Raw genomic sequence first — 24581 nt, forward strand, 5'->3', positions numbered from 1 at the left:
CTGCGCCAGCGTGCGCATGAGCGTGACGAAGCGCGCGATCTGATGCACAGCCACGGCACCGGCAAAGGGCGCGTGTTTTGCGAAAAACTGGCGCAGCAGGCGGGCATTGATAAATCACACCCGGCGCTGCAACGCTGGTACGCCGCCATCCATGAAACGCAAAGCGATCGTGAAGTGGTGAGCTTGTATGCGCATCTGGTGCAGCCAGTGCTGGATGCCCAGGCGCGCCGGGAGATCAGCCGTTCGGCGGCGGAATCCACGCTGATGATTGCCGTCAGCCCGCTGGCGCTGGTGGATATGGCGTTTATCGCCTGGCGCAACCTGCGACTGATTAACCGCATCGCCACGCTGTACGGCATTGAACTCGGCTACTACAGCCGCCTGCGCCTGTTTCGCCTTGTGCTGCTGAATATAGCCTTTGCCGGAGCCAGCGAACTGGTGCGTGAAATCGGCATGGACTGGATGTCACAGGATCTTGCCGCACGCCTGTCGGCGCGCGCCGCGCAGGGGATTGGCGCCGGGCTGCTCACCGCGCGTCTGGGAATTAAAGCGATGGAACTTTGCCGCCCGCTGCCGTGGATCGACAACGATAAACCCCGGCTGGGTGATTTCCGCCGCGAGCTGATCGGGCAGCTTAAAGAGACCCTCAATAAACGCCCTTCATAAACCGCATGATGCCCTTGCGGCCGGTCGCGCAAGGGCATTTGATCGCAAAATACAAAAAGTTACGGCAGAACGTCGGTTTTTTGTCCATACTGTCAATATTTGTTGACAGCCATCTTCCCGCCAGTTGAGAACTGTCTTATTATCCCTGGGTCATTGGCTTATAAGGGTGAACGTTTCATGCGTCTTGAAGTTTTTTGTGAGGACCGGCTTGGTCTGACTCGTGAATTACTCGACCTGCTGGTGCTGCGCGGCATTGATCTTCGCGGTATCGATATCGACCCCATTGGCCGAATCTATCTCAATTTCACTGAACTGGAATTTACCACGTTCAGCAGTCTGATGGCGGAAATCCGCCGCATCGCGGGCGTGACCGACGTACGCACGGTGCCGTGGATGCCGTCTGAACGCGAACACCTGGCGCTCAGCGCATTGCTTGAAGCTATGCCGGAGCCGGTGCTGTCGCTGGATACCAAAAGCAAAGTCGAACTGGCCAACCCGGCGAGCTGTCAACTGTTCGGGCAGGCCCCGGAGCGCCTGCGCAATCAGAACGCCGGGCAGCTCATTCCCGGGTTTAATTTCCAGCGCTGGCTGGAAGCCAGCACGGTGGAGTCTCACGCCGAACATGTGGTGGTGAACGGGCAAAATTTCCTGCTGGAAATCACCCCGGTTTATCTGGAAGGGGAAAATGCCGAACGGGTGCTGACCGGTGCGGTGGCGATGCTGCGTTCCACGGTACGTATGGGCCGTCAGTTGCAGACCATGACCAGCCAGGACACCAGCGCCTTCAGCCAGATTGTGGCGGCTAGCCCGAAAATGCGGCATGTGGTCGAACAGGCTCGCAAACTGGCGATGCTCACCGCGCCGCTACTGATTTCCGGCGATACCGGCACCGGCAAAGATCTGCTGGCTCATGCCTGCCATCTTGCCAGCCCCAGGGCGGCGAAACCGTATCTGGCGCTGAACTGCGCCTCGATCCCGGAAGATGCCGTGGAAAGTGAGCTGTTTGGTCACGCGCCGGAGGGCAAAAAGGGCTTTTTTGAGCAGGCCAACGGTGGCTCAGTGCTGCTCGATGAGATTGGCGAAATGTCGCCGCGCATGCAGGCTAAACTGCTGCGTTTCCTCAATGACGGCACTTTCCGCCGCGTCGGGGAAGATCATGAAGTGCATGTTGACGTTCGGGTGATTTGCGCGACGCAGAAAAACCTGGTGGAGCTGGTGCAGAAAGGCGCGTTCCGTGAGGATCTTTATTATCGCCTCAATGTGCTGACGCTGAATATTCCGCCGCTGCGGGACCGCCCGCAGGACATCATGCCGCTGACCGAGCTGTTTGTGGCGCGCTTTGCCGACGAGCAGGGCATCGCCCGTCCGAAGCTCTCCGCCGATCTCAATAACGTGCTGACGCGCTACGGCTGGCCGGGTAACGTTCGGCAGTTGAAGAACGCGGTGTATCGCGCGCTGACGCAGCTGGAAGGCTATGAACTGCGCCCGCAGGACATTTTGCTGCCGGATTACGACGCTTCAACGGTCGCCGTCGGCGAAGATGCGATGGAAGGATCGCTGGACGACATAACCCGTCGCTTCGAGCGTTCTGTGCTGACGCAACTGTACCGCAGTTTCCCCAGCACGCGAAAACTGGCGAAGCGCCTTGGCGTTTCCCATACCGCGATTGCTAACAAGCTGCGCGAATACGGTCTGAGCCAGAAAAAAAGCGACGAATAAAAAAAGCCTCCGCAAGGAGGCTTTGTTCGTTTCAGGGCAGATCAGTTCTGCAGCGCGTTAAGCGCGGCGGTGTAATCCGGCTCATTGGTGATTTCGTTAACCAGTTCGCTGTGGATCACGTTGTCGTTTTCATCAATCACGATCACCGCACGGGCGGCGAGGCCTTTCAGCGGGCCTGCGCCAACGGCGACGCCGTACTGCTGCAGGAAGGACGGCGCACGCAGGGTGGACAGCGTGACTACGTTGCTCAGACCTTCTGCACCGCAGAAACGGGACTGGGCAAACGGCAGGTCGGCGGAAATACACAGAACCACAGTGTTCTCCAGCTCGCCCGCCAGTTGGTTAAACTTACGCACGGATGCCGCGCACACGCCGGTATCGATGCTCGGGAAAATATTCAGCACTTTGCGTTTGCCCGCAAACTGGCTCAGCGCGACGTCGGAGAGATCTTTAGCGACCAGCGTGAAAGGCTGCGCCTTTGCGCCAGACTGCGGAATAGCGCCTTCAACGGAGACTGGATTGCCCTGAAAATGCACGGTTTGTGACATGTTTATCTTCCTGTTTACATATAATTAACGTCGCAGCTAGTGTATTCCAACCGTACTTAACACAGCAAATTGAATTTCGTATCAATCTGAGAGGACATGGAATGAGAAGTCTGCGCGTGTTTGAAGAATCCTGGCCACTGCATACCCCGTTTGTGATTGCCCGCGGCAGCCGCAGCGAGGCGAAAGTAGTGGTGGTTGAGGTGGAGGAAGACGGCATCAAAGGCGTCGGAGAATGCACCCCGTATCCGCGTTACGGCGAGAGTATTGCCTCGGTGATGGCGCAAATTATCACGGTGACTGATCAGCTTGAGAAAGGGGCCACCCGCGCTGACGTTCAGCGCCTCTTACCGGCTGGCGCGGCCCGCAACGCCGTCGACAGCGCGCTGTGGAATCTGGAAGCCCGACAGAAAAATGTGACGGTGTCACAATTACTTGGCGTGACGCTGAGCGAAACCATCACCACCGCACAAACCGTAGTGATCGGCGAACCTGAAGCAATGGCCAGCTGCGCAAAAATCCTCTGGCAAAAGGGTGCCCGCCTGCTGAAAGTGAAGCTGGACGATCATCTGATTAGCGAGCGTATCGTCGCCATTCGCGCGGCGGTGCCGGAGGCGACGATTATCGTTGATGCCAACGAGTCGTGGAATATTGACGGCCTGGCGTCGCGCTGCCAGCTGCTGGCGGATCTCGGCGTGGCGATGCTCGAGNACATCAAACTGGATAAAACCGGCGGTCTGACTGAAGCGCTGGCGCTGGCTGAAGACGCGCAGGCACAGGGGTTTACCGTTATGGCGGGCTGTATGCTGTGTACGTCGCGCGCCATCGCCGCGGCGTTGCCGCTGATGCCGCAGGTCAGGTTCGCCGATCTCGACGGCCCGACTTGGCTCGCTGTTGATGTTGAACCGGCGCTACGCTTTACCACCGGCATGCTTCACCTCTGAGGATGCCAGTGCAATAGCCCGGTCATTGCCGCCAGATATTTTTCGCTGGCCTCATCGTTTGAAACGGGCGGGAATTCGGCGGTAATGCAGGGCAAACCGATATCTGCGCACCAGCTGCCAAATGAGCCCGGTGTTTCATAACCGACGCTGGTGACCCGCGGCAGCGAAAACGCATTCGCTAACCACTCGCCCAGCTCGCTGTGCTGGGGATCTTCAATGCAGGCCAGCGGATCATGAAATGAGACCACCCACGCCGGGTGAATCTGATGGATAAGCTGGCACAGCGCCTGCGTTTCAGGTTCCGAGCCGGGCTTATCGCCGGTTAACAGCACCACGTCACGATGCTCCGCCGCGCTGTTCCAGCGGTAAACCGTTTCGCCCGCTTTCCAGTTCGCCGCCGGGAAGTTGCGGTTCAAATCGACGCCGTTAGCGTTCGCACGCAGCCCCAGTTGCGCGCCATCCGGGTTTACCGTCAGCACCACATGATGACGACGCAGATCCGGTGCCAGCGTGCGCATGGCGCAGGAAAGGGTGATGATGGAGGCATTTTCATCGCCGTGCGTCCCGGCAATAATCAACCCGCTGGCGTGATCGGCCAACGGCGCAGGAAACCAGATCAGCGGTGCGCCAAGCAGCGAGCGACCGTAATGCTGAGTGCCAGGCGGAAAGGCGCCGCGAAGGGCGCGAGGGCGAGTGACAGACATAGCGTTCCCTGGTATGTGGTGGCGTTACAGGAAGTGTTGTGCAAAATCGGTCGCGAATCAATGCCTTTCCGCGTCGATGAAAAAGCCGTCTGTGTCAATTTTCTGTCACAGGAGATTTGCAATTCCTGTTGCTGAAACAAATAATTACCGGGTTTACTGGACGATGATCATTTTAATAAAGGGGATCTTATGAAGCATCCTGTCTCATTGACATGTTGTGCGCTGTGGCTCAGTACGCTGTCGTCGTTTGCGATGGCAGCGGAGGTTCCGTCGGGAACGGTGCTGGCTGAGAAACAGACGCTGGTTCGCCATATCAAAGATGAACCGGCGACATTAGATCCCGCAAAAGCCGTGGGGTTGCCTGAGATTCAGGTGATTCGCGACCTGTATGAAGGTCTGGTGAATCAGGACGAAAAGGGCAATATCATCCCGGGTGTTGCCACAAAATGGCAGACTAACGATAACCGCATCTGGACCTTTACGCTGCGCGATGACGCCAAATGGTCGGACGGGTCGCCGGTGACGGCACAGGACTTTGTCTACAGCTGGCAGCGACTGGTGGACCCGAAAACCACCTCGCCGTTTGCCTGGTTTGCGGCACTGGCGGGCATCCACAACGCGCAAAGCATCGTTGATGGTAAAGCAGCGCCGGACACCCTTGGCGTCACGGCTATTGATGCGCGCACCCTGCGCGTGCAGCTCGATAAACCGCTGCCGTGGTTTGCGACACTGACTGCTAACTTTGCCTTTTACCCGGTACAGAAAGCGACGGTGGAGACTGACAAAAACTGGACGCGTCCGGGCAGGCTGGTGGGCAATGGCGCATACGTGCTGAAAGACCGCGTGGTCAACGAAAAACTGGAACTGGTGCCAAATACCCATTACTGGGATAACGCGAAAACGGTGATCAAACAGGTCACATTTGTGCCAATCAATCAGGAATCCGCCGCCACCAAACGCTATCAGGCAGGCGGGATCGATATCACCGAATCTTTCCCGAAAAACCTGTATCAGAAGCTACTGAAAGATCTGCCGGGGCAGGTGTATACGCCGCCGCAGCTTGGCACCTATTACTACGCCTTTAATACGCAAAAAGGGCCCACCGCCGATGCCCGCGTGCGTCTGGCGCTCAGTCTGACCATCGATCGCCGGATCATGGCGGATAAAGTATTAGGCTCTGGCGAGAAGCCCGCCTGGCGATTTACGCCAGACGCCACAGCCGGTTTTACGCCGCAACCGTCGCCGTTTGAAGATATGAGCCAGGAAGAGCTGAACGCGCAGGCGAAAACCCTGCTGCAGGCCGCGGGTTACGGACCGACGCGTCCGCTCAAGCTGACGCTGCTCTACAACACCCAGGAGATCCACCAGAAGGTGGCGATTGCGGTGGCGTCGATGTGGAAGAAAAACCTCGGCGTTGACGTGAAGCTGCAAAATCAGGAATGGAAAACCTATATCGACAGCCGCAATACCGGCAATTTCGATGTGATCCGCGCCTCGTGGGTCGCGGACTACAACGAACCGTCGACCTTCCTGTCGCTGCTCACCTCCGCCCACAGCGGCAATATTTCGCGCTTTAACGATCCGGCGTACGACAAAGTGCTGAACCAGGCGTCGCTGGAGACGTCAGAGAAAGCGCGTAATGCGGATTACAACGAAGCGGAGAAAATCCTGGCGGAAAAAGCGCCCATCGCGCCGATTTATCAGTACACCAACGCGCGCCTGATAAAACCGTGGGTGAAAGGCTATCCGATTAATAACCCGGAAGATGTGGCTTACTCACGCACCATGTATATCGTGAAGCATTAAGTCGTGTTAAAAACGGGCTGGCAAATGGTGAATGGCAATCAATTTACCGTTTTCCAGCTCGATATATTCCCCTTTTTTCAGTTCGGCCAGCATTTTCATAATGCTGCTGCGCGACAGTCGTGTGCGATCAAGAATGTACTGATACGCTGACATGCTGTTTCGTACGCTTTCAGGCTCCAGAATCAGCATCTGCAACTGATAACGCAATATCTCAAAGCTGGTGGGCGCGGTCAGCATTTCGCTGTAAAGAAACAGTTTATTGGTGATGAACATAATATGCTTCGCCATCAGCGCCCAGGCTTTCTTTTCTTCCACCAGCGCCATCACCCGCTCATAGGGCAATGTGGCGATGTCGCACGCTTCCAGGGTGCGTAAATAAAGGTGCTCGCACGTTGGTTGTGTAAAACCCATCGCCGCCGGTGCGGTGAGAACGCCAATGGAAAAAGTGTCATCAATACGTGAAAGCAGAGTGTTTCCCCGGCGAACAAAATGGCAGACCGCTTCTCCTTTGTGGCGGAAAAAGAGTTTACTGCCCTTAGGGCAGGCGCGGTAATCCTCATTACGCGTCAGAAGGGAGAGTAACTCGCTGATATGTGGCGATGACGCTTTTACATCAACATGAAGTTTGCGGGCTGTCATGACGGTTCAGGCCATAATAAGACTGTACTTAATCTAGCATAGTCTTTTGTGCAGGCAACCTGGGGCTAATAGCGAAGCGGAATGCTCTGTTTAATCTGTAGCAGGATCCCGCGATCGGTGGTGATGTAACTGCCTTTTTTGAGCTCGGCGAGAATTTTCATAATACTGCTGCGGGAGAGAAACGTCCGCGACTGGATATAATTGGCTGCGGTAATACTGTGGCGGAACTCGTCAGACTCCTGCATCAACTCATACAGTTGCGAGCGGATGATGGCATAGGAGGAGGGCGCGGTAATACGGATACAATGCTCATAAACGCGTCCGGCGGTATAAATCAGCAGGTGCGATAAGCTTTCCCACAGATCTTTTTCCGCAATAATCGTATTTGCCGTGAACAGTGAAAGGCTGGCGATACGCGAAGGCTCCAGTGTTTGCATAAACAAATAGTCACCCGACGTGAGCTGATTGCTCAGGCCAAATACATAGGGAGCAGATTCTGAGTTCATCATGAAACCATCCCGGGTGCGAAAAAGCGCAATGGTGCCGTCCAACAATAAATAACATTTACGTGCTCCCTCACTGGCATAGTTAATTTTTTGTCTCATACATGTTTCAAATATGTTGGCATGTGGCCTGAGATGATACACCAGATTCTCAATATGCTGGGTCGGCTTAAAAGTCAGCGCATTATACATAGTTGTTTTAACGGGTGTTTTGTTGTCAGACATAGTGCTATTGCTCCACAAAAATAAATTAAGCTTTTTCGCAAGCTTCATTTAATGGAGGAATTATCTGCCAATTTCCGGCTGCGAGTGAATGTCTAAGTCGGTGTAAAATTACACCGAAAAATCACTTGAGATAATATATGCGTTTATATCAAAATTTAGCTTAACGGAAATACTCGCGCTGTCGTGTAATGATGAAGCACTGGATAAGTTAAAATAATTAAGGAAATACCATGATGAATAAAAAAATGATCGTGGCTGCTTTTGCAGCCAGCGCCGCACTGTCTATAGTAAATGCCAATGCCGCTGATGGCACCGTTATTTTCAATGGTGAAATTATCGACCAGGCCTGTACTGTGGATATTGGAAGCAATAATACAATGACCGTTGATTTAGGCCGCGTTGCGCGTACATCTTTCCAGAATACGGGCGATGAGTCTTCCTCCACGAAATTCACGATCAGATTAATCAACTGCCCGGCATCGGTCAGTGCGGCACAAGTGAAATTTGACGGTGCCAACGATCCGATGAACACCGATCTGTTAGCGATTACGCAGACCGGCATGCAGGCCAATGGCGTGGCGATTAAGCTGATGACGGCAGATAAAGCGCAGCTCGGTCTTAACCAGGTGAACAGCTACGCCTATCCGCTGTCCCCAACGATGGATAATAACCTCGATTTTTACGCCGCGTATAAATCGACGCAGGCCAGCGTTGTCGCAGGCCCGGCGAACGCGGTGGCTAACTTTACGATCAACTACAACTAAGTGGAATGGTCAGAAACGGGGCCGGGTATCGGCCCCATTAACCGGAGTTTCTCATGAAGTTTTTCTCTGGCGTGATGATGAGCGCGCTGTTAATGACATCATTTATTTCTGATTCCCACGCCGGAGTGATTATTGGTGGTACCCGGGTGATTTATTCGGCAGACAAAAAAGAGGCGTCGCTGAGTATTACCAACCCTGACAGTATCCCTTATCTGATCCAGTCCTGGGTTGAAGCGCAAACGCCGGGAGGGAGCAAACCCCCCTTTATTATTACGCCGCCGCTGTATCGACTTGATAAAGGCCAGCAGAATGTGATGCGTATTGTCCTGGCGGGAAACCTGCCACAGGATAAAGAATCGATGTTCTGGTTGAGTATTAAATCTATTCCATCCGTGGAACCGCGTGATAATACTTTGCAGGTGGCGGTGAAAACCCGAATAAAACTGATTTACCGTCCGCAGGTGTTAAAAGCATCTGGCCCGGAACAGCAAGCCCCTAAGTTGGTGTGGCAGAGAAGCGGCCATCGCATTCAGGTCAATAACCCAACGCCTTATTATATTAATTTCCACGAAATTAAACTGGGCGGAATAAAACTTGAAGATGTGACCTTTGTCGCGCCGCATTCATCCACTACGTTCCCTGTACCAACAGGCGAAACATCATCTCAGCTGGCATTCAAAATTATTAACGACTATGGCGGAACAGGGGAAGCGCATGCTGCCAGGTTATAGATGATAGTACTGAAAGCGATAGCGGAAATAAAAAAATAAACGCTGTCGCGATGGAGTTAACGTTAATGAAAGCACTGAAACGGAGTTTCTTTCCACGCCCCGGCCGACTTGCCATCAGTATTGCGCTGGCAACAACGCCATTCATAAACGACGCCCATGCGCGGGATTATTTTAATCCGGCACTGCTGGAAATTGATAACCCGGCGATGAAAGGGGCCGATCTTTCCGCTTTTGAACGCGGAGGGCAGGCCCCCGGCACCTGGCGTGTGGATGTGATCATTAACGACAGACAGGTTGACACCCGCGAGGTCACCTTTTACAGCGAACAAGAGACCGCAGGTGAGCCGGTACTGAAACCCTGTCTGTCGGTGGCGCTATTGCAGAGCTACGGCGTTAAAACCGAACAGTACCCGGCGTTAGCCACCCAGGGAAAATGCGCAAATTTAACGGCGATACCGCAGGCGTCATCCGAGTTTTTATTCAATACCCAGAAGCTGCTGTTGAGCATTCCGCAGGCGGCGCTGTCGCCGGTTGCCCGGGGCTATGTGGCACCGGAATTGTGGGACGAAGGGATCAACGCGGTCATGCTGAATTACATGCTGAGCGGTGCCAACACCAGGGCGCACGATCAGAGTGCTGACAGCAACAGCCAGTATGCGAACCTGCGTCCAGGCATCAACATCGGTCCGTGGCGGTTTCGAAACTACACCACCTGGAACCGTGACAGTCAGGGGCAAAACCAGTGGGACAGCGTCTACAGCTACGCGCAGCGCAATATCGTCCCACTCAAAGCGCAGCTGACGCTGGGAGACAGCAACGCCCCGGCCGACGTTTTCGACAGCATGCCATTTCGCGGCGGGCAACTGGCGTCTGATGATGACATGCTGCCGGAGTCGATGAAAGGCTATGCGCCGGTGGTTCGCGGTATTGCGCGGACCAACGCACAGGTCATTATCCGTCAGAACGGCTATGTCATTTATCAGAACTATGTTGCGCCAGGGGCCTTTGACATCAGCGATATGTATTCCACCGGCGGTTCCGGCGACCTGAACGTCACCGTCAAAGAAGCAGACGGCAGCGAACAGACGTTTACCGTGCCTTATGCCTCGCTGCCGGTACTGCAGCGGGAAGGGCGGGTGAAGTATGCCGTCACGGGTGGGCAATATCGTTCGTATGACAGTCGGGTCGATAAAACACCGTTTGGACAGATAACGGCGATCCTCGGTCTGCCTGTAGGGTTTACGGTCTACGGCGGTCTGCAGCAATCGTCAAAATACCAGTCCATCGCTGGCGGGGTGGGAAAAAATCTGGGCGAGATCGGCGCGGTTTCCACCGATATCACCCAGGCCTGGTCACAACCGCAGGATGAGAAAAAGCAGACCGGCCAGTCATGGCGGATCCGCTACAGCAAAAATATCGTCGCCACCGGTACGAATTTCACCCTCGCAGGCTACCGCTACTCGACCGGCGGTTAATGCAGGAAATACTGGACTCCTGGGGCGAGAACCATGCGTCTGGCGAACGGCGGCGTAACCGGATGGAGGTCACGCTCAGTCAGTCTCTGGGCGATCGCGCAGGGTCACTAACGATGAGCGCAGTACGCGAGGACTACTGGCACTCGCCGCATTCAGCCTCTTCACTCGGCGTCGGGTATAACAATTCCTGGCAGGGGATCAGCTATGGCATCAACGGGACGTGGAGCAAAAACGGCGGCACCGCGGGGGGGCGTACCCGTAATTCACAACGCTCGGACCAACTGATTTCGCTGAATATCAGCATCCCGCTTGACCGTTTCCTGAGCAATACCTGGGCGAACTATGCGATGAACACCAGCCGCCACAGCAGTACCACGCATACCGTTGGTCTTAACGGCATGGCGCTGGAAGGCAATGCGCTGAACTGGAGCGTTCAGCAGGGATATGGCACCGACGATGTCGGTTACACCGGCAGCGCCAACGTTGACTATCGTGGCACCTATGCCGAAACGACGGCGGGTTACAGCTATGACAGAAGTGGTGAGCGGCTGAATTACGGTCTCGCGGGCGGCATTCTCGCCCATGCCGATGGCATCACCTTTTCGCAGCCGTTGGGTGAAACCAACGTGCTGGTGAAAGCGCCGGGGGCGTCGGGTGTTGGGGTGAATAACCAGAGCGGCGCGAAAACCGATTACCACGGCTATACCGTCACCAGCAACGTGTCGCCCTATCGCAAGAACGATATTGGATTAAATACCTCGACCCTGCCGGATGACGTTGAGCTGGAACTGACCAACAAAACGGTGGTGCCAACACGCGGTGCCGTGGTGCGCGCAGACTATGTGGCAAACGTCGGCAGTCGTGCCTTATTGACGCTCGTGCTGAGCAATCAGCAGCCGGTACCGTTTGGTGCGCGGGTCAGTATTGCCGGAAACGAAGGGCGCAGCGCCATTGTGGATGAGGGCGGTCAGGTTTATCTGACAGGACTGGCGGCGCAGGGCGTGCTGAACGTGGCCTGGGAACAGGAAAACACGCAGCGCTGCCAGGTGCGTTATTCACTGGATGGCAATAACAATGTCGGTGGGATAAGCCTCGCACGCTACACCTGCCACTAAACGCGGGAATGATGATGAGTAATGCTATGCGGAAAATAATGCCTCTTATGGCGCTGTTACTGGCCGGGGTCGCGTTTAACAGCCAGGCCGTGACCTGCACAATTCTCACCCCGCTGATGAATACCGTGGGTTTTGGTACGGTGAATGTGCAGCGCGATACGCCTACAGGCACAACTATTGCCACCACGGTAGCGCCAGGCTATGCGCAGGTTAAAACTATCTCCGAGAGTGGAGAGGTGTGCCCGGGAAACTATTCAATGGTGTATTTATCCGGGACAGAATCCTCGATCGGAGGCGTATTTAAAACGAATCTTGTCGGCGTGGGGATTAAAGTTTCTGGCATGCCCGGTGATTTTACCTTGCCCGTTTATCAAAACTCAGGCTATTACAACCTCGGTTACTATGTGGTTTCGCTGGTGAAAACCGGGGATATCACGCCAGGTTTGCTTACGCCAGGGTTAATCGCGCAGGCGTGGTTTGGCTCCCCGGGTAATTATTTTACGCAAATATCGCTGGATGCGAATTCGCAGGTCAACGTATTAAGCTGCTCGCTCTCCAGCCAGGTGATCAATTTTGATTTAGGTACCCTTAGCGCCGCTGAATTTAGCAACGTGGCGGGGTTCTCCCCTGCGCATACCGATACGCAAAATTTAGGCTTGAACTGTAATCCAGGCGCCAATATTAACGTCGAGCTTAAAGGCACAGAGAATCCGGATGCCGCAGGGAATCGCAGCGTGCTGGCATTAACCGGGCAGGGTGGCGATAACGTGGCGGGCGGTGTGGGGGTGCAATTGCTCTATAACAATACACCATTGCAGTTAAATAACCGGTTGCTGTTAAAACAATCATCCGGCGGTCAGGAAATATTTCCCCTTACCGCGCGTTATTACCAGACCGGGCCGGTAGTGACGGCGGGTGAGGCGAATGCCACCGCGACGCTGGATATTACGTATCAATGACAGGTGATGGACGATGAAAAAGCGATTCGCGTTTATGTTGCTTGCCATGACCACACTCTCCGGGGAACTGTGCGCGGGGGATCCGGTTGCGCTGAATATCCAGGGCAAAATTGTTGCGGCACCTTGTCAGGTAAGCAGCGACAGCGTGGCGAAAACGGTGAATTTAACGGGCGCGCAGGGCGTTCGTGCCGCGTCGATGTCTACGCCGGGGTCGGCAACCGACTGGGTTCCTTTTGATTTTACGATTGAGCGCTGCCCGGCGGGAACGGTGAAAGCCACGATGCTATTGTCCGGCGAGGCAGACAGCGCCGGGCCAGAGGATTTATATCAAAATACCGGTAGTGCGGGAAATATTGCGATACAGCTGCAGACGCTGGAGGGGCAACCGTTGGGCAATAATAAATCGCTCAGCGGCACGATTGTGAATAACGGCTATCAGTATCACCTGCGCGCACGGGCTTATAGTCCGCAGGGTAACGTAACGCCAGGAACGATAAATGCCGTGGTGACCATGATGTTTACCTGGCAATAAGGAACAGGGATGTTCGTCTTTTTATTGCTGTGTAAGATTGCGGCGCTCGATATAGTCATATCGGCACTGGCCTGGGGTGTTTTTCATCTGTACTCAAATAAACCGCGTTGATTCTTTCTCAGGTATTGTGATGCCGAATGTCTTTATCCAGTGCGACGATCTTTTTTTCAGGTCGGGGTTTCTCCTTTTATTACAAGAAGTGTTTCCCACCGGCATAGCAGAAACGCCCGCGGTTGCCGGTGCGGAGATTATTATTTTGCATTTATGTCGTGGCGAGGAATTTATTTGCCATCCGGGATTATTACACCGCAGACAGGGCTTGCTTATTGGACTGGTGGACAATGAAAAACAGATCATAACCACCAGTTTACCGTTATGCCTGAGGAATATACTGTTCATTCAACGAACAGAAGCCATTCACCGCATAATAACCAAAATTAAATTCGCCTGGCTCAGCACCCTGGAGAGCGAGCAGAACGCGCGGAAAATCACCTGTCAGGGGTGCCCGCACCGGATTTTCTCGCCGCAGCAGCAAAAAATCGCCATCGCGTTAGCGGCAGGGCTTTCGCTGAATGCTATCGCCAGCAGCCTGTCTCTCGGTTACAAGACGGTTTTCACCCATAAGAANGATTATGGACAAGTTTTTTCTGCGAAACGACGTGGATTTATTGTTATTACTACGCCGCATGCAACGGCACGAATGTAATCGCAACGATAGCGCTAACGAGGGTGTTCACACCAGCGCGAGCTGAAACTGTGAACAGCCCGAAATTTTTTGCATGCCGACCCCACGATAACAGTAAGGTTTTGCCATGCCGTGTCGATAACAAAGCGATCCGGTAGTCTCTACAACGCAGGGGTAACAGAAGTGACGGAAGTCTGGGTAGTACTTTTAGCGGCGTGCTTAGCAGCATTTGCCGCTATTGTTGGTTTAATGATCACAAAAGAAATAAAAATAGCAGAGTTTCGCCAGGCATGGATTAACGAGTTGCGCGCATTATTGTGCGAGCTGAGTTCGAAATTAGCCTGGCTGTCAGAAAAGGCAGCGAGAACACCCGCATTAGCGGTTGCTGACGGCCCGGCGCTGGCTGGTGACGTTAATGTCCTGAACGATCAGGATATCTGTGATGTTTACAAAATTATCTGTCAGGTAAAACTGCGCATTAATACGTTATCACCCAGCCCGGAAGAAAAGTCGTTACTGGAGTTTCTTGATAAACACACCGAGAGCAATAATTTTTCAACGTTTTTATTAAAAGACACTCAGGAGCAATTTTTAAACCTGTGTGCGTCCGTGCTTAAAAATGAGTGGGAGCGGGTGAAAACAGGCGGGCGGTTTTATGTGAATTCGAGCAACCTGGCGAAGATCCTTTTTGTCTATTTTATGCTCGGCGTGTTCGCCTGCGGTATCTGGAGCGTTGCCAGCCAGCTTTTAGCCGATTTCGCGTAAAGCTGGCCGTTTAACGTTCAGCGAGACGGCAAATTCGCTAACAGGTCGGGGATCTCCTGCGCTGGCACCGGGCGGGCGAGGAGATATCCCTGAAGCTGTCCACAGCCCATTTGCGTTAACAGTTGCTGCTGCGCCAGCGTTTCAATCCCTTCCGCCACCACCTCCATATTCATGATGTGGGCGATGTCGATAATAGCGGAGACTATTTTGATATTTTTGCCGTTTTCACGCATCTCTTTCACCACGCGTTTATCGATTTTTAACTCGCGAGCGGGCAGGTTTTTCAGCGTCAACAGGTTTGAATACCCGTTGCCGAAATCGTCAATCGAGACGGTCACGCCGAGGCGGGCGAAATCACTGAGAATGTTAATGCTGCGCTCAAGGTTACACAGGGCGGTGCTCTCCGTCAGTTCGAGCGTTAAACGGGCAGGGGAAATGCCATAGCGTGTGAGCGCGTCGTACACCTGTTCGTAGATATCCGGCTGTTCAAACTGCGCGGTGGACAGATTGACCGAGAGCGACCAGTCATCATGCCCTTCGTCGCTCCACGCCCGTAACTGACGGCACGCCTCGTTGATCACCCAGCGCCCCACCGTGACGATCTGCCCCGATTTTTCCAGCAGATCCAGAAACTGTTCAGGAAGCAGAACGCCTTTCGCCGGATGTCGCCAGCGCAACAAGGCTTCGAAACCCGACAGCGTCTGGGGGCGNNCTGCGTCAGGTCCTGCAAAAACCGCGCGCCTTCCCAGGCTTTCTGCATCATGCTGTCGTGGTAGATAGCCCAACCGTTGCGTCCTTGCTGCTTGATATTGTACATCGCGGTATCGGCACGCAGCTTGAGGTCGTGCAGTGTAACGCCGTGATCCGGGAAAAGGCTGATGCCCATGCTGAGCGACACCTGAAGGATCTGCCCCGACTCATAAAACGGGCGCTTAAGTCGCTCGGCGATGCGTGCGGCGAGATCCGCCGCGTCGTTCGCATCGGTATCGGGCGCGAGCAGAATAAACTCATCACCGCCGGGTCGCGCCAGCGTCATTTGTGGACTCAGACAGGGAGTGATGCGGTTAGCGACGGAGACCAGCAGGTGATCGCCGACGTGGGTTCCCCAGGCATCATTGACCAGTCGGAAGCGGTCGAGATCCATAAAAATCAGCGCAAAGTGACGCCGCTTAAGCAGGGCATCCTCAATACAGTGCTCGATGCTGAGATCGATTTGCGTGCGGTTGGCGAGCCCGGTCAGCCCGTCGTAATGCGCCTGTTGTTCCAGTTGCTGATTCAGGCGTTGCAGGTGCTCTGCCAGACGGTTGCTGCGCCGTTGTGAATCCCGCAATGAAATCATTAGCATCACACCAGGAACGGCGAGCGTAATGACGCAAACGGAAGCGACGAGCGCTGCCAGCAGCGACATGAGGTTGATGTCGTCATTCATCATCATTGGTATTTTCATCGGCAGCATGCCAATAAAATGCCGTACAGAACCGGGTCCCACGAGACAGGCAGCATCGTACAATCCACATCGGTATTATTATTCAATTAATCTAGCAGCAAAAAACGACGACGCGCGAAAGAATTTATCGGGCTGATGACGGCTGGCGGACAGATGAACGCATCTTCGTTTATTTAAGCATGGCTTAATTACCATGAAATAAACATTAAACGTGATGCTTATTTCAGCGAGAGAATATATCCTTGCGTGTTCCGTCTTTTTTCATCCAGCGCCAGGGACAGGAATTATCACTGGTAATCGTGGATATCCAACAAACAAAATCTGACTTAAATAAAATATAACCTGTTTAATGACAAATACAGTGTTTGCGCAAATCCCGCATGAAAAACAATAAACCCAATGCTATAAACAAATAACCCTCTGAAGCCCTCCGTGAGTGCTGTATGTTAAAAAATACGAGTGTAAGAACCTTTATAGTGCTGTTTTTATGTGCTGTTTTTATTTTGAGCAATGTTGTGGCGGTTATTTTTTCTACTCATCTCACGTTATTGCTGGCATTNGTTATGTTTGTATATGACGCAATATCTGGTGACGCCCATCAATACCGTAAAAAGAAGTATTGATGACGTGACGGCCGGTAATTTATCAATCACCATTCCTGAATTCGGCAATAACTGTGCGGGGCGGTTGATTCCGGGGATCAATAATCTTTCCGGCAGCATTGCCTCGCTGGTTCGGGAAATTCGTGGTTCGTCGCAAACGGCAATGACCCTTTCCGAACAGCTTGCCAGCCGCAGCGCAGCGCTGTCGGTGATGACGGAGCAACAATCCGCCACGCTGATGCAAACCGCCTCAAGCATGGAAGAGATGGCCGCCAGCACCCGCAACAATGCGGAAAACACCCGTCTTGCCAGCGAACGCGCCAGTGAAGCCACGCAACATGCCCGCAAAGGCGGTTCGCTGATGGGTGATGTCGCCAGTAATATGGAATCCATCACCGACTGCGCCCGCCAGATGACTGAAATCATCACCATGATTGATGGTATCGCCTTTCAGACCAACATCCTGGCGCTGAACGCCGCCGTGGAAGCGGCGCGGGCGGGCGATCACGGTAAAGGCTTTTCGGTGGTGGCGGGGGAAGTCCGTCGCCTCGCGCACCGCAGTGCTGAGGCGGCAAAAAACATCAAAGCGTTGATCAGCGTAACCAGCGAAAACGTCACCCAGGGGGCGAACATCGTCGCGGAAGCAGAAAAGAATATGCAGCAGATTGTCACCGGTTCCGGTTTGCTGAACGGTCTGATGGAGCAAATATCCGTATCCACGATGCAGCAGGAAAGGGGGATTCAGCAGATTGCGCAGGCGCTGACCGAGCTGGAAAAAGTCACCCACGGGAACGTGTCGGTGGTGGAAGAGCTGGCCGGTTCGTCAGACGTACTCAAACAACAGGTGGTGGATTTACAGTCCCGCACGCGCCGCTTCCGGCTGAATGACACCGCGGCTCAGGCAGCGCCGGTGTTAACCCCTGCCGCCGATTTTTCCGGGTGCTGATACATGACAAAGCGATTTCGCCCCTGCTGCTTGGCCTGGTAAAGTGCGGTATCGGCATGAGCCACCAGCGTGCGGGGCGACATGCCGGGGCGCCAGCTGGCGATCCCCTGGCTGACGGTAACCCGGGGGATCACCAGTGACCCCGGATGTTCAATATTCAACTGGCGGAGATCTTCGGCAATGGCCTCCGCCACGTCAATGGCCTGCGCTTCGTTGCACTGCGGCAGCAACACCACAAATTCTTCCCCACCAATTCGCCCTGGAATGCCAGTCGCCTGCAACGACGCGCGCGCCAGACACTGCGCCAGCGTCGCCAGACAGCGGTCGCCGGTCTGATGACCAAAGTCGTCGTTGTAGCGTTTGAAGTGATCAACATCAAGCATGATCAACGAAAAAACGCCGCCCTCGCGCTGGTGGCGCGTCACTTCTTCATCCATGCGTAACTCGAAAGCCCGGCGGTTGGCAATGCCGGTCAGCGGATCGCGATTCGCCAGCAGTTCCAGCTGACTGATAAGGTCGACGTTTTTCTGCTGAGTTTTCAACGCCAGCATAAACCAGTTATTCAGCATCCGTCGCCCGGACTCAATCAACCCTGCCAACAGCACCCACAGCAAGGAATACAGCACCGTGATATTGGCGTTGTAGGCCATTGAGGTAATGAAAATGGTCAGCCAGATAGGGGCGATAAAGCTGAGCAGAACGTAAGGGTTAAAATAGAGTGAAATCAGGGCGCTAAACAGCAGCACGGCAGCAAACGGGAAGACGATTTTTAAATCGTCGCTGGCAATCAGCACATAAAAACAGGCCGACCAGCACAGGCTCTGCGTCAGCACGGCCATATGCGCCAGCTTCCCCAGCCAGGGCGCATTTTGTATCGGCGCCAGCCGCATAATAAACAATCCCGCCGAGGAGATAAAAAGGACAATTGCCATCACGGATTCCATGACCACCGAAGGAAGATGGCTCGCCACGGGAAGGCTGTCAGGAGAAAAATAGGTACGCCCGAGAATAAACAGCGCAAACAGAATGTTGACCCACAGAAACCACACGCTACTGGTTTTTAACGCCAGCCCACGCATTTCAGCAAGGAGCAGGTCAAAGGCCTGACAAGGTGCATTGGTGGTCACTGTCTTCTCCGGCTAACAAAATCGCTTCAATTCTACCGCTTTCTGTTAACTTTACCGATATCGTGGAGGTTGTCTATCACTGGCATGCAGAAAAGCGCGTATTCAGTAAAGAATTCATGACCATGGCGATGCCCTTTATTGAATAAGTTCCGCATAACGCTAGACTAGTGGGATCAACCAGTTGTGACGGAGGCGGTATGGAAGCCATTAAAGGCTCGGAAGTTAACGTGCCGGATGCGGTATTTGCCTGGATACTGAACGGGCAGGGTGGCGTAAAACCGCTCACAGATACGGATACGATAGACAGCCAGCACCCGTGCTGGCTGCATCTCAATTATACCCACCCGGAAAGCGCGCAATGGCTCGCCACCACGCCGCTGCTGCCGAATAACATTCGTGACGCGCTGGCAGGCGAGAGCACGCGGCCGCGCGTGAACCGTCTGGGGGAAGGGACGCTCATCACCCTGCGCTGTATCAACGGCAGCACCGAAGAACGCCCGGACCAATTGGTTGCCATGCGACTGTATATTGACGAACGGCTGATCGTCTCCACGCGTCAGCGCAAAGTGCTGGCGCTGGACGACATTGTCAACGACCTGCAGGAGGGTACCGGTCCGACAGGTTGCGGTGACTGGCTGGTGGATATCTGCGATGCGCTGACCGATCACGCCAGCGAATTCATCGAAGACTTACACGACCGTATTATTGATCTGGAAGACGATCTGCTCGATCAACAGATCCCCGCACGCGGCGTGCTGGCACTGTTACGCAAACAGCTGATTGTCATGCGCCGCTACATGGCACCACAGCGCGACGTCTATGCTCGTCTGGCCAGTGAACGTCTGCCGTGGATGAACGACGATCAGCGTCGCCGGATGCAGGATATTGCCGACCGCTTAGGTCGTGGGCTGGATGAAATCGATGCCTGCATCGCCCGGACGGGCGTGATGGCGGATGAAATTTCGCAGGTGATGTCGGAATCGCTGTCTCGCCGCTCGTACACCATGTCATTGATGGCAATGGTGTTTTTGCCAAGCACATTCCTGACCGGGCTGTTTGGCGTCAACCTCGGCGGCATTCCAGGCGGAGGCTGGCATTTCGGCTTTGCGCTGTTCTGTATCATGTTGGTGGTGCTGATTGGTGGTGTTACCTGGTGGTTACATCGCAGTAAATGGTTGTAAAAAATCACTTTTTTAACATTTATTGAACATAAAAACGCCGCAAAGATTGAGCGAAGTCAATAAACGCACGTCCTGTTCAGGGCAATATTTCTCTCGCAGGTGAATGCAACGTCAAGCGATGGGCGTTGCGCTCCATATTGTCTTACTTCCTTTTTTGAATTACTGCATAGCACAATTGATTCGTACGACGCCGACTTAGATAAGTCGGCTTTTTTTTGCCTCTTACTCACACTCTTCTACCCTTAACAGAGGGCGACAAGAAATGGAGGCAACAATGAATCATTACCGATGCCATATGAGTGACCCCGTACCTACCGACCCGGTGCCGGTTCCCGATCCGTTCCCGAGACCGGATCCCATCCCGGATCCGCCGCCTGACCCCGATCCGCATCCGATTATCGACCCACCGCCGCATCTGTAAAACAGGCCCTCCGTCAGGAGGGCTTATCGTGCCGCTTGACCTGGCTCGCAGATTTTCTCTTAAAACCGCGTCATGAGTTAACCCCTAAGTGAAACAGGGCGATATAATTCGGCAGCGCATACGGCGCATGAACAGGAATAGTGTGAGGTCAGGGAAAAATGCATCCTTTTAAGAAGACCACGCCGCAGCAACAGGAGCAGCGGCTGAATCAGTTGGCACAACGTTATCGGGATGCTATCGCGCAAAATGATTTTGCGGCCGGTAAAGCTGTCGCCGAAGCGACGTTGCGGCTGGTGCCGCGCAACCCCGATGTGCTTTCCAGCTACGCGCTCTGTCTGATGCGGACGGGCGAGTATGAGAAGTCGTACAAAACCTATAAAAAGCTGATGCAAAACCTGCCGGTGGAGCAGTTGCCGGATACGATGATCGACGGCCTGGCGGAGGTGTGCGGTTGGCTGGATCGCCCCGACGAACTGCGCCGCTACGGGCATCTTTCTCTTGAGCTGGGCGATAAAAAATTCGGCAGCGGCCAGGCGTATCCGCTGCCGGCAGCGCAACCCCCGGCCTTTAATCCGAATAATCCGCAGGAAAACGTTATCGCCTTTACATTATTTGGCGCGTTGCCGCGTTATTGCGAAAGCGCGGTGATGAATGCAAGTGTGAGTAAAGATCTGTTCCCGGAATGGCGCTGCCGTTTTTATCTCGATGACAGCGTGCCGCAGGCGGTGCAGCAGCGTCTGCTGGCGGAAGGTGCGGAGATCATCAACGTTGAAGGGGAGCAGCATCAGACCATTCCACCGTTAATGTGGCGCTTCCTGGTGCTTGACGATCCGAGCGTTAAACGTTATCTGATTCGTGATGCCGACTCGCTGCTGTCTGAGCGCGAACAGGCCGCGGTCAACGCCTGGCTGCAAAGCGATCGCTGGTATCACCATATGCGTGACTACTTTACCCACACCGAGCTGCTGCTGGCGGGCATGTGGGGCGGCTGTCGCAATGAAAATCTGCCGTCCATTATTGAGCAGACGCGAGAATACCTGCGTGATCGCGAAGGGCACAAACGCTTTGTTGATCAATATTTCCTGCGCCAGCATCTGTGGCCAACCATCAAACAAAGCCTGCTCAACCACGACGAACTGTTTGGCTTCCTCGACGCGCAGCCGTTTCCTGCCCATGCGCCCATTCGCTGGCAAACGGATAAATTCCATATCGGCAGCAATACCAGTTATCAGCTGGCGGGGAAAGAAAGTCAGAAAAACGATGGCGAAATGCAGCGCTGGGAAGTGCTGGATGAGCACGGCAACCGGCTGTGTGAATACGCCAGTCCGGTAGAAAACCATCAATGGAAAGACCGGCTACCCTTCTTCCTGCTTGATCGGGTGCTGGCCGGTGAATGGCAGATCCGGAACATGGACTGAAGCATAAAAAAGCCCTCCATCTGGAGGGCATCGTTTATTTGATTTCGACGATGTCGAGGCGCGTCGCCTGAAAATCAGCCTCATCGTCTTCCGGTTGCCACCCGGCAGGCTGCAGCGGGATCGCTTCACGATCAAAGGCCAGATCGCCGCCAGCAACGACCTCAGCGCCATGCGCGAGGCCCTTAAAGTCGAATAATGATTCATCACACAGGTGCGACGGCACCACGTTCTGCATCGCGCTGAACATGGTTTCGATGCGTCCCGGATAGCGTTTGTCCCAGTCGCGCAGCATGTCAGCAATCACCTGACGCTGTAAGTTCGGCTGTGAACCGCAGAGGTTGCACGGAATAATCGGGAACGCTTTTGCCTCGGCGAAACGCACGATATCTTTTTCACGGCAGTAGGCCAGCGGGCGGATCACGATGTGCTTACCGTCATCGCTCATCAGCTTCGGCGGCATGCCTTTCATTTTTCCGCCGTAGAACATATTGAGGAACAGTGTCTGCAGGATATCGTCGCGATGATGGCCGAGCGCGATTTTGGTGGCGCCCAGTTCGGTTGCGGTGCGGTAAAGGATCCCGCGACGCAGGCGAGAGCAGAGCGAGCAGGTGGTTTTGCCTTCCGGGATCTTCTCTTTAACGATGCCGTAGGTATTTTCTTCAACGATTTTGTACTCAACACCCAGTTGCTCCAGATACGCCGGCAGCACGTGCTCCGGGAAACCCGGTTGTTTTTGATCGAGATTCACCGCCACCAGGCTGAAATTCACCGGCGCGCTCTGCTGCAGATTGCGCAGGATCTCCAGCATCGTATAGCTGTCTTTGCCGCCAGAGAGACAAACCATAATGCGGTCGCCTTCTTCAATCATATTAAAATCGGCGATGGCCTCACCCACGTTCCGGCGCAGGCGCTTCTGTAATTTGTTCAGATTGTACTGTTCTTTTTTGTTAACTGATTGATTTTCTGACATTATATTGTATCTCTGGTGTCGCCGGAGGCATAACAGTGGCAAACCATAAAGGAAAGTGTCGCATCAGGCATGCCAGGGTGTGGCGTGTATGGTACGGATTCTCGCGCCGAATGCCAGCGCGTTTTGCGGCTACCTTCGGCCTGCAAAAGTGAAATTCTCAGATTTATCTAAAAAAGAAATTCTGAGGAAGGATATCAAATAGCCGCTTTTTTACGTTTACCCAATTCCCGGAGAATTTCTAAGGTAAATTTCTCGCTATTTTTCCGCCAGCAATAGGAGAATTCCTCTTTATTAATCTGAATCAGCGATCATTAACGCGTTAGTGATAGTCTGTAGCTATCAAATGCTCTTTCAACGATCATTTTAAACGATTTTATTCTATTATTTACCTGTGTAATTCTCTGGCAATATTTTAAAACAAAATACAGGATGTGCGGGAGCAAGGATTGTCATCGAACCTATGTTCTGAATTCATGTTGGAACCCGTCATAAAGCGTTCCGGGGAAATACATTCCTGGGAACTAAAAAAGCAATCTGGTTATGTTAAGGTATTCCCCGATAATAAATCGGATGTGAATGTGCTTAACTTCGCCCCATTGCAGCAGACGGCTTCTCTGGAAAGGGCGTTACACTTTGTTTCCTCCCTGCCAACAGACATCACCGACGCCGCGCCCGTTACCGTTAACATTGGTGACGAGAGTGCGGATTATATTCTCGATAACCCCGCGATTATGAACGTTTTATTACAACGCAAATTTTTGCGGCTCGGTATAGACAGCGGGTGTGCCGAATTTAGGGCAAATTCTCAAATGGTCAGGCTCCGAAGGTTGTCACAGCTTTGCCCGCTGTGGATTGATGGTTTCGGAGAGGGCTCGACCAATTTGACGTTACTGGACCGAATACCGTTTGAATATATTAAAATCGCACCTTCTTTTTTTTATAAACATTTAAATACACACAGCCTTCGCCATATCGTTTCACACGCGTCACTTGCCTGCCACGGCGCGATCATATGCGGCATAAAGAATGAAGAACACCTGCAAGCGTGTTGGGCCGCTGGTGCCATTGCCGGGCAGGGGGATTACTGGCTAAAACACCATTACGGCGACAATCATTAGAATGCTGTCAGCCCGAGACTTATCGCCCCCGGCGCCAGTAAAATAAATGTCCAGATAACCGCTGAACTGATATTTGCCAGCTGGAATTGCCGGTGCGTTACGCCAAAAATACCGCTGGCCAGTGGTACCGTCGCCCGCAGGGGTGAAATAAACCTGCCGAGAAAAATAGCATATATTCCCCAGCGAGCTAAAAATACCCGGCTTTTTTCCAGCAGCGGCGGTTTCACCCAGCGCCAGTGATAAACACGATGATGATAATGTTTTCCGAGCCACCAGGAGAGCCAAAAACCGCTTACCGCACCGAGACTGGCCATGGCCCACATTAAGGCAAATAACCCGTAATTTCCGGCCGAGAGCGGCCCAAGCAGCAACAGGCCCGAGGTGCCGGGGATCGCCAGCGAGATAATGGCGCAGGATTTAGTAAACGTCAGCACAAAGACAATAATGCCAATCAGCGCGGAGTGCTGTTGTGCAATGCTGATGAGCTGATTCAGTGCCTCTTGCATCCCCCGCTGACCTCATGAGAAATAAATATCATCGTGAGCCAGTGTAAGTGGGGAAAATTAAACCGGGC

Annotated in this window: 23 protein-coding genes and 1 pseudogene; 15 read left to right on the forward strand and 9 right to left on the reverse strand. The window is 53.7% G+C overall.

The window, feature by feature from the left end; all coding sequences use genetic code 11:
* Nucleotides 1–666: TIGR01620 family protein (locus GM30_RS06345; protein ID WP_072094050.1), on the forward strand; the 666-nt coding region annotated here is incomplete at its 5' end.
* A gap of 177 nt (nt 667–843) precedes the next feature.
* Nucleotides 844–2385, forward strand: a complete 1542-nt coding sequence (gene tyrR / locus GM30_RS06350; RefSeq protein WP_049847932.1) for a transcriptional regulator TyrR — start codon at nt 844–846, stop codon at nt 2383–2385.
* Between the two features lie 41 nt (nt 2386–2426).
* Here the strand turns inward: tyrR and tpx are convergent, their stop codons facing one another.
* Entirely contained in the window at nt 2427–2933 is a 507-nt protein-coding gene (gene tpx, locus GM30_RS06355; RefSeq protein ID WP_049847933.1) for a thiol peroxidase, read from the reverse strand.
* Between the two features lie 101 nt (nt 2934–3034).
* Here tpx and ycjG point away from each other — a divergent pair, with 101 nt between their 5' ends.
* Nucleotides 3035–3874, forward strand: a complete 840-nt coding sequence (gene ycjG, locus GM30_RS06360) for an L-Ala-D/L-Glu epimerase (protein ID WP_049847934.1) — start codon at nt 3035–3037, stop codon at nt 3872–3874.
* On the opposite strand, the gene mpaA is transcribed toward ycjG, so the two are convergent.
* The gene (gene mpaA / locus GM30_RS06365) at nt 3865–4578 is read right to left on the reverse strand and encodes a murein tripeptide amidase MpaA (protein ID WP_049847935.1); all 714 of its coding nucleotides are present in this window, start codon (nt 4576–4578) and stop codon (nt 3865–3867) included. The genes ycjG and mpaA overlap by 10 nt on opposite strands.
* Nucleotides 4579–4767: 189 nt before the next feature.
* On the opposite strand from mpaA, the gene GM30_RS06370 reads away from it, so the two are divergent.
* Nucleotides 4768–6384, forward strand: coding sequence for a peptide ABC transporter substrate-binding protein (locus GM30_RS06370; protein ID WP_049847936.1), 1617 nt, complete (start codon nt 4768–4770; stop codon nt 6382–6384).
* Between the two features lie 6 nt (nt 6385–6390).
* On the opposite strand, the gene GM30_RS06375 is transcribed toward GM30_RS06370, so the two are convergent.
* Nucleotides 6391–7023: a winged helix-turn-helix transcriptional regulator gene (locus GM30_RS06375; protein WP_049847937.1), complete on the reverse strand. Its 633-nt coding sequence runs from the start codon at nt 7021–7023 to the stop codon at nt 6391–6393.
* A gap of 65 nt (nt 7024–7088) precedes the next feature.
* Nucleotides 7089–7751, reverse strand: coding sequence for a winged helix-turn-helix transcriptional regulator (locus GM30_RS06380; RefSeq protein ID WP_049847938.1), 663 nt, complete (start codon nt 7749–7751; stop codon nt 7089–7091).
* A 233-nt stretch (nt 7752–7984) separates the two neighbouring features.
* Between GM30_RS06380 and GM30_RS06385 the strand changes: the two genes are divergently transcribed.
* From GM30_RS06385 to GM30_RS06415, 6 genes and pseudogenes are all read left to right on the forward strand, one after another.
* A complete protein-coding gene (locus tag GM30_RS06385; RefSeq protein WP_049847988.1) occupies nt 7985–8515 on the forward strand; it encodes a fimbrial protein in 531 nt (176 codons plus the stop codon).
* A 53-nt stretch (nt 8516–8568) separates the two neighbouring features.
* A complete protein-coding gene (locus GM30_RS06390; RefSeq protein WP_049847939.1) occupies nt 8569–9246 on the forward strand; it encodes a fimbrial biogenesis chaperone in 678 nt (225 codons plus the stop codon).
* A gap of 65 nt (nt 9247–9311) precedes the next feature.
* A pseudogene (locus GM30_RS06395) lies at nt 9312–11836 on the forward strand (fimbria/pilus outer membrane usher protein).
* 47 nt (nt 11837–11883) lie between these two features.
* The gene (locus GM30_RS06400) at nt 11884–12795 is read left to right on the forward strand and encodes a fimbrial protein (RefSeq protein WP_238582612.1); all 912 of its coding nucleotides are present in this window, start codon (nt 11884–11886) and stop codon (nt 12793–12795) included.
* 13 nt (nt 12796–12808) lie between these two features.
* Nucleotides 12809–13327 carry a fimbrial protein gene (locus tag GM30_RS06405; protein ID WP_049847940.1) on the forward strand — a complete coding sequence of 173 codons (519 nt, stop codon included), beginning with the start codon at nt 12809–12811 and terminating at the stop codon, nt 13325–13327.
* Nucleotides 13328–14195: 868 nt separating this feature from the next.
* A complete protein-coding gene (locus tag GM30_RS06415) occupies nt 14196–14777 on the forward strand; it encodes a hypothetical protein (protein WP_049847942.1) in 582 nt (193 codons plus the stop codon).
* 17 nt (nt 14778–14794) lie between these two features.
* Here the strand turns inward: GM30_RS06415 and GM30_RS27085 are convergent, their stop codons facing one another.
* Both GM30_RS27085 and GM30_RS27090 read right to left on the reverse strand, forming a co-directional pair.
* Nucleotides 14795–15457 carry an EAL domain-containing protein gene (locus GM30_RS27085; protein WP_338011768.1) on the reverse strand — a complete coding sequence of 221 codons (663 nt, stop codon included), beginning with the start codon at nt 15455–15457 and terminating at the stop codon, nt 14795–14797.
* Nucleotides 15355–16233 (reverse strand): GGDEF domain-containing protein, encoded by an 879-nt coding sequence (locus GM30_RS27090; protein ID WP_072094052.1) that lies wholly within the window; start codon nt 16231–16233, stop codon nt 15355–15357. The genes GM30_RS27085 and GM30_RS27090 overlap by 103 nt, the downstream gene beginning before the upstream one ends.
* Nucleotides 16234–16797: 564 nt before the next feature.
* Here GM30_RS27090 and GM30_RS06430 point away from each other — a divergent pair.
* On the forward strand, nt 16798–17772 hold the full coding sequence (locus tag GM30_RS06430; RefSeq protein ID WP_049847945.1) for a methyl-accepting chemotaxis protein: 975 nt from the start codon (nt 16798–16800) through the stop codon (nt 17770–17772).
* On the opposite strand, the gene GM30_RS06435 is transcribed toward GM30_RS06430, so the two are convergent.
* Entirely contained in the window at nt 17724–18899 is a 1176-nt protein-coding gene (locus GM30_RS06435) for a GGDEF domain-containing protein (RefSeq protein ID WP_049847946.1), read from the reverse strand. The genes GM30_RS06430 and GM30_RS06435 overlap by 49 nt on opposite strands.
* 197 nt (nt 18900–19096) lie before the next feature.
* Between GM30_RS06435 and zntB the strand changes: the two genes are divergently transcribed.
* The 3 genes from zntB (at nt 19097) to GM30_RS06445 (ending at nt 21919) form a co-directional block, all read left to right on the forward strand.
* A complete protein-coding gene (zntB, locus tag GM30_RS06440; RefSeq protein WP_049847947.1) occupies nt 19097–20080 on the forward strand; it encodes a zinc transporter ZntB in 984 nt (327 codons plus the stop codon).
* Nucleotides 20081–20354: 274 nt separating this feature from the next.
* Nucleotides 20355–20501 carry a proline-rich small protein YnaL gene (gene ynaL / locus GM30_RS27550; RefSeq protein WP_158674493.1) on the forward strand — a complete coding sequence of 49 codons (147 nt, stop codon included), beginning with the start codon at nt 20355–20357 and terminating at the stop codon, nt 20499–20501.
* A 158-nt stretch (nt 20502–20659) separates the two neighbouring features.
* Nucleotides 20660–21919 (forward strand): tetratricopeptide repeat protein, encoded by a 1260-nt coding sequence (locus GM30_RS06445; RefSeq protein WP_049847948.1) that lies wholly within the window; start codon nt 20660–20662, stop codon nt 21917–21919.
* Nucleotides 21920–21953: 34 nt separating this feature from the next.
* Here the strand turns inward: GM30_RS06445 and ttcA are convergent, their stop codons facing one another.
* Nucleotides 21954–22889 carry a tRNA 2-thiocytidine(32) synthetase TtcA gene (gene ttcA, locus GM30_RS06450; protein ID WP_049847949.1) on the reverse strand — a complete coding sequence of 312 codons (936 nt, stop codon included), beginning with the start codon at nt 22887–22889 and terminating at the stop codon, nt 21954–21956.
* Nucleotides 22890–23335: 446 nt separating this feature from the next.
* On the opposite strand from ttcA, the gene GM30_RS06455 reads away from it, so the two are divergent.
* Nucleotides 23336–24007 (forward strand): EAL domain-containing protein, encoded by a 672-nt coding sequence (locus tag GM30_RS06455; RefSeq protein WP_124965728.1) that lies wholly within the window; start codon nt 23336–23338, stop codon nt 24005–24007.
* On the opposite strand, the gene GM30_RS06460 is transcribed toward GM30_RS06455, so the two are convergent.
* Complete coding sequence (locus GM30_RS06460) at nt 24004–24513, reverse strand: DedA family protein (protein ID WP_049847951.1); 510 nt, start codon at nt 24511–24513, stop codon at nt 24004–24006. The genes GM30_RS06455 and GM30_RS06460 overlap by 4 nt on opposite strands.
* Nucleotides 24514–24581 lie beyond the last annotated feature (68 nt).

The sequence above is a fragment of the Trabulsiella odontotermitis genome, from assembly GCF_001188485.1.
Lineage (GTDB): Bacteria > Pseudomonadota > Gammaproteobacteria > Enterobacterales > Enterobacteriaceae > Trabulsiella > Trabulsiella odontotermitis_A.